This window comes from Polynucleobacter sp. (assembly GCF_018500155.2).
Lineage (GTDB): Bacteria > Pseudomonadota > Gammaproteobacteria > Burkholderiales > Burkholderiaceae > Polynucleobacter.
The window spans coordinates 1-9,957 of sequence record NZ_JAHBAK020000011.1 but is presented as its reverse complement, the minus strand read 5'-3'; the positions used below and the strand labels follow the sequence as shown (position 1 = coordinate 9,957).

The following is a 9,957-nucleotide window of genomic DNA, read 5'->3' as shown; positions in this document are numbered from 1 at the left end:
GCGCCCATATCGGTGAAGATCTCAATAGAGAGACCTACAGTACGGTACTTCAATCCCTTCAAATCATCTGCCTTAGCAATTGGCTTTTTGAACCAACCTAGTGGTTGGGTTGGCATTGGGCCGTATGGGAAAGAAACTACATCGAGTTTGAGATCGTTATAGATCTCATTGAGTAATTGTTGTCCGCCGCCGTATTGGTTCCAAGCTAACAAGGTATTTGCATCCATACCAAAAGCAGGACCAGATCCCCAAAGAGCTAACGCAGGGCTTTTGCCATACCAATAAGCCAATACGCCGTGACCACCATCTAATGTTCCGCTGGAGACGGCATCTAACATATCAAATGCTTTTACAACGGAGCCAGCAGGCAATACTTCCACCTTCAATCGACCGCCTGACATCGCATTCACTTTTGTTGCATAGTCATTGGCAAACTCATGGAAGATGTCTTTAGCTGGCCAGGTTGATTGGAAGCGCAAATTGATAGTTTGCGCATTGGAAATCATTGGGAAGCCCATTGCTGCAGCACCTGCAGTGCCAACCGCAGCATTTTTCAGAAATTTACGGCGTGGGCTAGTGTTGTTTGTCTCAGACATTCAAATCTCCTGTTAAATTTATTAATAAACTACTTTGCTGCCTGCACTACAGATTATTTCAAAAAAGACATAAATTGTATTAAGGGTTTCCCCCTTGACGAAAGTGGGTATTTATTGTGCACCGCACTAATTATTTTTTGTCTTTTCTATTTGTTACGAAGTTTTAATATAGCAGGTTGTCAGAATTTTGGTTGCGAAATTCATTACAAGGAGACTTATGAGTAACAAGCCGAGAATTTTGGTTGCTAGGGCAATATTTCCAGATTTGCTCGCCAAGTTGGAGGAGTCCTACGAGGTTCGATCCAACCAGGCCGATGCGATCTTAAGTCCAGAGGAACTGCAACATGAGCTTTCGGGGGTTGTGGGGGCATTGGTAGCCGGTAGCGAGCGCATAGATGCTAACGCATTGGCTAAGGCTAAAGATCTAAAAATCGTGGCTAATATTTCTGTGGGCTATAACAACTTCGATGTTCCAGCAATTACCGCTGCTGGAGTGATGGCCACGAACACCCCTGATGTTTTAACCAATACAACCGCTGATTTTGGTTTTGCATTGCTCATGGCAACAGCGAGAAGAATTACCGAATCTGAACATTGGATTCGTGCTGGCAAATGGGATAAGTGGTCAATTGTCAATAACCCCCTGGGGATGGATTTGCACAATACCACTCTGGGCATCATTGGTATGGGAAGAATTGGTCAGGGTATCGCTAAGCGTGCCCTAGGATTTGGCATGAATGTGATTTATCACAACCGTAGTCGTTTACCTGAAGCAGATGAAAAAGCATGTGGTGCCCGCTATGTTTCTAAAGAGGAGTTGCTGAAAACGGCCGATCACGTTGTTTTGGTTTTGCCGTACACACCAGCGAACCATCACACCATTGGCGCCAAAGAAATTGCACTCATGAAACCAACGGCAACCCTGGTGAATATTGCTCGCGGCGGTATTGTGGATGATGCTGCTCTAGCGCAAGCTCTGAAAGAGAAAAAGATTTTTGCTGCAGGTTTGGATGTGTTTGAAGGAGAACCACAGGTTCATCCTGAGTTATTAAAACTGCAGAATGTTGTGTTAGCTCCTCACATTGCAAGTGCTACTGAAAAAACGCGCAGAGCCATGGTGGAGTTAGCAATGGAAAATTTACGCGCCGCAATCGATGGTAGAAAACCTCCAAGTTTAATTAATGCCGAAGTTTGGAAGGCGTAATTTTATCGGCAGCAATGACTGTAAGGTGAGATTAAAAATAAAGCCGAGCATTGCTCGGCTTTATTCATTGATGCTGTTTTGATTTATTCGGCATCCACTTCTTCAGGAAGTTCGCGCATTGCTAACTCAATGCCGCCAAATTTTCCGGCAACCCAGTTATAGACTTTACATGCAAGCCACAACAGGCCAAAGCCAAGAAGTGCGTTCAATATTAAGGCGGACAAAACAGTAAACCCTGGTATCGCGCCGTCACGAATAAAGGCGACAAATAATGCCAACAAAACAATCGGTACAGAAAAACACAGGTAGACCAATACCAATGTTTTCGCTGTGTGGGTCGGGTCTAGAAAGGCAAGTTCTTTTTTAGTTAATTTCATAATGACCGCAATCTTAAAGCAGTCCTTCAAAAAGCGCTATATCTACCAGCTCTCCTGGCGCCACATTCCCTTGATCGTGACGCAGAATGACAAAGCAATTTGCTTCGCTCATAGAGCGCAATATCCCCGCCCCCTGACTGCCCGTTATTCTGACGCTGGGCTTGCCATCAACATTGCGCCCCAGAATGGCGCGTTGAAATTCAGTGCGGCCTGGTTTCTTGCGGATAGCGTTCTCAGAAATGGCTTGCACCAGTGGTAAGTCGGCTTGGGTCACGCCACCGAGTTGCAAAAGGGCGCTGCGTACAAATTGATAGAAGGTCACCATGACTGCTACGGGATTTCCCGGCAATCCAAAGAACAGGGTTTTGCGTGCAGGGGATTTACTAGGCACGGGCTTAAGAGTGCCAAATGCCATGGGTCGTCCGGGACGCATGGCAATCTTCCAAAATCCCACATCACCAAGTTCTAGCATGACTTGTTTGGTGAAGTCTGCTTCACCTACTGAGACACCTCCAGAAGAAATGAGCACATCCGCTTTACTGGCTGCAGCTATAAATGCGTCTTTTAGTGAGTCAGGGTTGTCACGCACAATTCCACAATCAATGATGTCGATATTGAGGCGATTGAGCATGCCGTTCAAACTATAGCGATTACTGTCATAGATGCTGCCCGGATCTAAGGGTTGCCCCAAGGAGCGCAGCTCATCTCCAGATGACAAAATGGCTACTCGCAGTTTGCGACGCACTTGTAGATGGGATGTTCCTAGTGAGGCGGCTAAACCTAAATCAGAGGGACGTAATAACCGACCTGCAGAAATTGCTGCTTTATCTTTTTGTAAATCTTCACCACGTAGGCGACGATTCTCGCCCGCTTTGAGTTGATTTGATGGAAAACATATTGATTCTGCGCTGGCGCTAGTGGTGAATTCCTGTGGAATTACGGTGTCGCAGTCAGCGGGCATGAGAGCGCCAGTCATAATCTTGAGACATTCACCTTGGCCAATCTCGCCTTCAAAAGGTTTGCCTGCCAAGGCAGTCCCGACAATGTTCAAGGTGACTTCTGAGCCCGCTTGACTCAAGCATTTCCCATCAAATGCATAGCCATCCATTGCGGAGTTATCTGCAGCAGGAACATCAATAGGAGAAAGAAGATCTTGCGCCAGTACACGATTGATTGCGTGATCCAATGAAACAGTTTCAATATCAGCAGGATCATTGAGTATGCTCGATTCTTGTTGTAGCTCGCTCACGAGGTTGGTGATAGCCTTGCGGGCTTCATCAACATGTAAAGAAGAGTTAAGAAGAATGGGGCTATTGGGCGAATGCTTCATGCGGATGCAGATTCTAATGATTGCAATTCTTCAGGAGTATTGACGTTGGCAAATGCTAAAGCATCATCAAAAACCACGGTACTCGTTTTTAATTCTTTGAACCAGCGATCAATCTTGAAATCACCTTTACTCAGGAAAGCATTCAATGACTCTTGCAGGTTTGCGCGCATGAGACAAAAAACGGGTTGTGCCCAAATCTTGCCATCCGACTCTTTGCTAGAGGCATATACCAATTGGAAGTCGCCTTGCTCCAATTCCTCACCCAGCTTGGTTGCTAAGTCTTTTGGTAGTAGAGGGGAGTCACACGGCGTGGTTAATAGATAAGGTGTTTTGCAAGCTTTTAATCCAACAGAAAATCCAGCGAGTGGCCCTGAAAAGTCTGGAGCTTCATCTAGCATCACTGGATAGCCATAGACTGCATATTTGGTAATGTTGCGATTGGCATTAATGACTAGGGGGCCAACCTGAGGTTTTAACCTGGCAATGGCGGACTCAATTAACGGTTTTTGATGAAAGGAAATGAGGCCTTTATCAATCCCGCCCATACGTTGGGCGCGGCCACCTGCCAAAATTAGGCCCGTAATATTTTCTGCAAGAATCATTAGCCACCGATATAAGACATTTCTACTTTGCGATTACTCGTTGAATGATGAGGGGTATGAGAGCCCCGAATTTCAGAGTAGTGATCATCACGCGCAGACCAAGTATTCATAATGGCATTTGCAATCTCTAGATCTGTTTTTCCAGAGCGTAACAGTGTTTTGAAATCAAAACCTTCATTTGCAAAAAGACATAAATACAGTTGGCCGTCTGTTGAGATGCGTGCACGAGTGCATTCATGACAAAAGGTTTGCGTAACGCTGGAGATCACGCCAATCTCACCAGAGCCATCAGCATAACGCCAGCGCTGAGCTACTTCTCCCGCGTAGTTGGGCTCCATGGATACCAAGGGAGTTACCGCATGAATCCTGGCAATCACTTCTTTAGAGGGAAGCACTTCGGTCATGTTCCAGCCATTGGAGCTGCCAACATCCATGAATTCAATGAAGCGCAAGATGATGTCGCTGCCTTTGAAGTGTTTAGCCATAGGAACAATCTCATGATCGTTCGTGCCCTTTTTTACCACCATATTCACTTTGATATTTTTAAAGCCTGCTTCTTGCGCGGCTGCAATGCCATCTAAAACATCTGCTACTGGAAACTGGACATCGTTCATTTTCTGAAAGATGTCGTCATTTAATCCATCTAGACTCACAGTTAGTCTCTGTAAACCAGCAGCCTTCAGTGCGTGTGCTTTTTTTCGCAGAATGCTGCCATTGGTAGTTAATGTTAAATCTAGTGGCTTACCATCGGGCGTTCTAATTTTCGCCAGCATCTCAATGAGTACTTCTAAATTCTTTCTTAGCAGTGGCTCGCCACCAGTTAAGCGAAGTTTTTCTACGCCGAGTGTCGAAAAAATAGTAGCTAAGCGAGTAATTTCTTCAAAGCTTAATAATTCTTCATGAGCAAGATATGGATAGTTGTTATCAAAGACCTCTTTAGGCATGCAATAGGTACAGCGGAAATTGCAACGATCTGTCACTGAAATTCGTAGATCGCGTAAATTGCGCCCACGCGTATCCCGAGTGTGTGCATGAGGAGCAAGCAATTTTTCTCCAATAGACGGCACAAGGCCTTTGCCTTCATCAATGCGTATTGGAATAACTTTGGGGATTGCTTTATCAACCATATTGCTTAATTATGGCTGTGAATTGAAGATTCTGCCAAACCGCCCTATATCTTTTTGGGATAAAAGGCGGTCTGGAGAAAAAGGAAACGCTAGACTGTTTTTTCTTGGCCGCCGGTCTCCACTAAGACCATAGGGCCTTCAGGCAGAGTTGCGGCAGGCTTAGGTGTTCTGCCTAAGTGATGAATAACAGGTTCAGCTTGGATTTGACTCTGAACTTCTGCATGCTTGGAAGCATCAGTTGCAACCCAAATCATGCCAGCAGATTGGACCACGCTATGCAGAGGAGTTTCTTCGAGTGCTTGGAATGCCACTCTAGGAAGCTCTGGCATCGGTTTTGCAATGACCTCAACCGTTGTGCTTGAAGTGATCGCAACTACCGCTGGGGTTGCAGCAGGTTGTTGGGTCTGGCGACTAGGTTGGCGTTGTTGACGCGGACCTCGTTCGCTGCGTTCTGGTTTGCCTTGCGCGGGCTTGTTGCCAAAACTGTTCACAATATTCTGGATTGGCATGGTTGCAGATGCTCCCGCCATGCCAACTGGAGGACCTGTGAAGGGGCTAGCAGATGAACTTGCTACTGAAGCTGAAGCATCACCATTTTCAACGCGCTCGCTACGATCGTTCCGGTTGCGACCACGACCACGACGATTGCGACCACGACCACGACGTTCTTCGCCATCCGCTGTTGCAGGCGCCTCACCAGCAGCCGTGGACTCAGTAGCAAGAGTTACTGCTGCAGAGTTTGCTTGACGTTCAGGTTTCGGGCCATTTTGATTATTTTGGTTACGGTTGCCGTTGCGGTTATTGCGATTACTGTTACGGTTGTTGTTCTCAGTGCTTGCGCCATCAGCTGCATTTGCTACTGGGCGATCTGCACGTTCACCATTGCGCTCACCACGACGATTGCGGCCACGATTACCGTTGCGTCCTTGATTACGTCCACGTGGGTTACTTGGTGCTGGCTTCTCTTCTGCTGCTGGAGAAGTAGAGAAGAGTTTCTTAATAAAGCCCAAGAAACCGCCTGAACTTTCGCTAGTCGATTTTTCGGTGCGCGCTGGGCGTGGTTGGCTGATCGGAGCTGGCTGAGTTGGTGTGATGCCCTTTACAGCAGCCTCGGGACGCGCTTTGACATCAGCATCTTTGCGGCTCACAGTAGTGTCCGTTTCCAATTCGCGCGCAGCTTCTTCGGCCATGACATAGCTGGCTTTTTGATCATCTAAACGAGGATCATCATGACGCAAGCGCTCAAGTTTGTAGTGCGGAGTTTCTAAATGTTTATTGGGAACCATCAAGACATTTACCTTGAAGCGAGTCTCAATCTTGATGACTTCAGCGCGTTTTTCATTTAACAAGAATGCAGCTACTTCTACCGGCACTTGTGTATGAATTGCGGCGGTGTTTTCTTTCATCGCCTCTTCTTGAATAATCCGCAACACTTGCAATGCAGAGGATTCAGTATCGCGAATATGACCTGTGCCGTTACAGCGTGGGCAGGTGACGTGGCTACCTTCTGATAAAGCAGGGCGCAAACGTTGGCGTGACATTTCCATCAGGCCAAACTTTGAAATCTTGCCCATTTGGACACGCGCACGGTCATGACGCAAAGCATCTCTTAAGCGGTTCTCGACATCTTTTTGAGCCTTGCTCGATTCCATATCGATAAAGTCAATCACGATCAAGCCGCCTAAGTCGCGTAAGCGGGCTTGACGAGCGATTTCATCTGCAGCTTCTAGGTTGGTGCGAGTTGCTGTCTCTTCAATATCGGAGCCACGGGTGGCACGTGCGGAGTTCACGTCTACTGAAACCAAAGCTTCAGTGTGGTCAATCACGATGGCGCCACCAGATGGTAGGGGTACCGTACGTGAGTAAGCGGTTTCAATCTGATGTTCAATTTGGAAGCGAGAGAACAAAGGCACATCATCGTGATAGCGCTTTACTCGTGGCAAATTGTCTGGCATCACTACTGACATGAAGGCAGCAGCCTGCTCATAAATATCATCTGTATCGATGAGAATTTCGCCAATATCAGGTTGGAAGTAATCCCGAATAGCGCGAATAACGAGGCTAGATTCTAAGTAGATGAGTAATGGTGCTGAGTTGCCCTTAGCGGCTTCATCAATTGCTTTCCATAACTGCAAAAGATAGCTTAAATCCCATTGCAATTCAGTAGCATCACGTCCGATACCGGCGGTGCGGGCAATGATGCTCATGCCATCGGGCACTTCTAAATGGGACATTGCTTCACGCAGCTCTTGACGATCTTCCCCTTCAATACGACGAGAAACACCGCCGCCACGAGGATTATTTGGCATCAAGACCAAGTAGCGACCAGCTAAAGAGATAAATGAAGTGAGGGCAGCCCCTTTTTGGCCGCGCTCTTCTTTTTCTACTTGAACAATGATTTCTTGACCTTCGCGCAAGGCATCCTTGATGGAAGCATTGCGGACATCAATACCTTCTTTAAAGTACGACCTGGCTACCTCTTTAAAAGGCAAAAAGCCATGACGCTCTTCACCGTAGTTAACAAAGCAGGCCTCCAATGAAGGCTCAATACGGGTAATGACACCTTTGTAGATATTGCCTTTGCGTTGTTCGCGACCGGCGGCTTCGATATCGATATCAATTAGTTTTTGGCCATCAACGATGGCAACTCGCAACTCTTCTTGTTGAGTTGCATTAAACAACATGCGTTTCATAACACTCTCCTATGGGGGAGGATGTCGTTGCGCGCTGCGTTAGGGAGTCAGTTGATGCCGCAAAGGCTATTCCTTGGCGGTTTAAGAGTGTGGATCATGCAAATCTAGGCTCTTTTGCCCAGTTCACCCAGTTAACTATTGGTTAAATCGGTGCCACACTTGACGCTCGCCGCAGAGACCTCCTTTAGGTCATCAATGCAGGCGCACGCCTGAAAACTGTCTTCTAATCGCGGGTCGCGGCATACGGCACACCAACCCTGCGCCTCATTACAACGGGGGAGGGGCAACCCCGAGAGTCTATAAATGGGCGACTCCAAGCTCCAGGACGAAAACCTGACATCAGGCTCGTACTTAGCCAATAAATTAGCTAGTGCGTTGATTATACGGCACAAGTTGAATGAGAATGGGGTATCGTTGAGTCCCTTGTCGCCAGAAAAATGGACGATAAGAGAGCTAAATCATGAAATCAGACCCTGCATCAGCATCCTCTCAGGTAAAAAGTTCGACCCCGGCTGCAGTCCATTTGCAGACGATTGGTCCGGAAGAGGCTGGTCAGCGTCTAGATAACTATCTACTCCGTTGGGCCAAAGGGGTCCCCAAAAGCCACGTTTACCGAATCATTCGTTCTGGTGAAGTGCGGGTAAATAAAAAGAGAGCTGAGCCAACCACTCGTCTAATTGAGGGCGATATTGTGCGAGTCCCTCCTATCCGAGTTGCGCTACCTGCACAGGTGGCCGCTGCTAGCACCGCTCAAACCCAATCTCGTGCCAGGGGTTATTCCGACAAAATGCCCATCCTCTTTGAGGATGAGGCGCTATTGATAGTGGATAAACCAGCAGGTTTAGCAGTGCATGGGGGATCTGGGATTGCATTGGGGGTGATCGAGACTTTACGCATCACCAGACCGGAATTGAAATTCCTCGAGTTGGTCCACCGTTTGGATCGAGATACTTCTGGAGTGTTGCTATTGGCAAAAAAGCGCAGTGCTTTGGTGGAGTTGCATCGTCAGATTCGGGAGGGGCAAACCGATAAACGGTATTACTTGCTTGCGCACGGCGAAATCAAGCAAGGCGCGGCAGTGATGCAACTGAAATTTCCATTACATAAATATTTGCTGGCCAATGGAGAGCGACGTGTGCGAGTGGACCCAGAGGGGCTGCCAAGCCATACTGCATTGCGAGTGACTAAGACTATGCAGCGCGATGGAGTAGCGATTACCTTAGCCGAAGCGCAGCTCAAGACGGGCCGCACCCACCAAATTCGAGTGCATTTGCAAAAACTCGGTCATGCCATATTGGGCGATGATAAATATGGTTACGAGGATCAAGATAAATCCATAAAATCCAAAAGACTGTATTTGCATGCGCATCTGGCGGGCTTTACCCATCCTCGCACTGGGGAGAAAATGCGGATCGAGTCTCCATTGCCCGCTGAGTTCACAGCCATGATGAAAAATTTCGACTAAGTGATTTATGTCAGCTGAGAAAAATACTGATCGACGTTACGACCTGATTGTGTGGGATTGGGATGGAACGATTATGGATTCCACGCCGACGATCGTGCACTGTATTCAGCAAGCTTGTCGCGACTTAGGTTTTAAAGAGCCCGACGATACGCTAGCGAGTTCTGTGATTGGCTTAGGTATTCAGGATTCTTTGCGCCGCGCAGTGCCATGGATTGAGCCAGCCCATTTTCCCAAATTAACAGATCGATTTCGTTATCACTATTTAGCTAAAGATCATGAGCTCGATTTATTTGTAGGCATTCGCGAGTTACTTGAAGGGTTGCGAGCCGATCAATATTTACTAGGTGTGGCCACTGGCAAATCACGTGTAGGCTTAGATCGTTCACTTAAGCATCATCAAATTGGGCACCTTTTTCATGAAACCCGCACGGCGGATGAATCATTTTCAAAGCCACATCCTGGTATGTTGCTTGAGCTATCCGATGCGACTCAAGTTCCTACTCGCAGAATGTTGATGATCGGTGATACCACCCATGATTTAGATATGGCGGCTAATGCTGGGG

The 9,957-nt window shown here is 47.3% G+C and carries 10 protein-coding genes; 4 read left to right on the top strand and 6 right to left on the bottom strand.

Features of this window, described 5'->3' with window-relative positions; genetic code table 11:
* Window positions 1-596: twin-arginine translocation signal domain-containing protein (locus KIH43_RS01490; RefSeq protein WP_297716955.1), on the bottom strand; the 596-nt coding region annotated here is incomplete at its 3' end.
* Between the two features lie 217 nt (window positions 597-813).
* On the opposite strand from KIH43_RS01490, the gene KIH43_RS01485 reads away from it, so the two are divergent.
* A complete protein-coding gene (locus tag KIH43_RS01485) occupies window positions 814-1,800 on the top strand; it encodes a D-glycerate dehydrogenase (RefSeq protein WP_297716953.1) in 987 nt (328 codons plus the stop codon).
* An 83-nt stretch (window positions 1,801-1,883) separates the two neighbouring features.
* On the opposite strand, the gene KIH43_RS01480 is transcribed toward KIH43_RS01485, so the two are convergent.
* The 5 genes from KIH43_RS01480 to KIH43_RS01460 form a co-directional block, all read right to left on the bottom strand.
* Entirely contained in the window at window positions 1,884-2,177 is a 294-nt protein-coding gene (locus KIH43_RS01480; RefSeq protein WP_296970374.1) for a hypothetical protein, read from the bottom strand.
* Between the two features lie 13 nt (window positions 2,178-2,190).
* Window positions 2,191-3,507: a gephyrin-like molybdotransferase Glp gene (gene glp, locus KIH43_RS01475; protein WP_297716951.1), complete on the bottom strand. Its 1,317-nt coding sequence runs from the start codon at window positions 3,505-3,507 to the stop codon at window positions 2,191-2,193.
* Window positions 3,504-4,109: a molybdenum cofactor guanylyltransferase MobA gene (gene mobA / locus KIH43_RS01470; protein WP_297716949.1), complete on the bottom strand. Its 606-nt coding sequence runs from the start codon at window positions 4,107-4,109 to the stop codon at window positions 3,504-3,506. Before mobA ends, glp begins: the two co-directional genes overlap by 4 nt.
* Window positions 4,109-5,236: a GTP 3',8-cyclase MoaA gene (moaA, locus tag KIH43_RS01465; protein WP_297716947.1), complete on the bottom strand. Its 1,128-nt coding sequence runs from the start codon at window positions 5,234-5,236 to the stop codon at window positions 4,109-4,111. Before moaA ends, mobA begins: the two co-directional genes overlap by 1 nt.
* A gap of 89 nt (window positions 5,237-5,325) precedes the next feature.
* Entirely contained in the window at window positions 5,326-7,929 is a 2,604-nt protein-coding gene (locus KIH43_RS01460; RefSeq protein WP_297716945.1) for an Rne/Rng family ribonuclease, read from the bottom strand.
* An 11-nt stretch (window positions 7,930-7,940) separates the two neighbouring features.
* Between KIH43_RS01460 and KIH43_RS01455 the strand changes: the two genes are divergently transcribed.
* The 3 genes from KIH43_RS01455 to KIH43_RS01445 form a co-directional block, all read left to right on the top strand.
* Window positions 7,941-8,075 carry a hypothetical protein gene (locus tag KIH43_RS01455; RefSeq protein ID WP_297716943.1) on the top strand — a complete coding sequence of 45 codons (135 nt, stop codon included), beginning with the start codon at window positions 7,941-7,943 and terminating at the stop codon, window positions 8,073-8,075.
* Window positions 8,076-8,389: 314 nt separating this feature from the next.
* Window positions 8,390-9,394, top strand: coding sequence for an RluA family pseudouridine synthase (locus tag KIH43_RS01450; protein ID WP_296970384.1), 1,005 nt, complete (start codon window positions 8,390-8,392; stop codon window positions 9,392-9,394).
* Window positions 9,395-9,401: 7 nt separating this feature from the next.
* The coding region (locus KIH43_RS01445) for an HAD-IA family hydrolase (protein ID WP_297716941.1) at window positions 9,402-9,957 on the top strand (556 nt) is incomplete at its 3' end.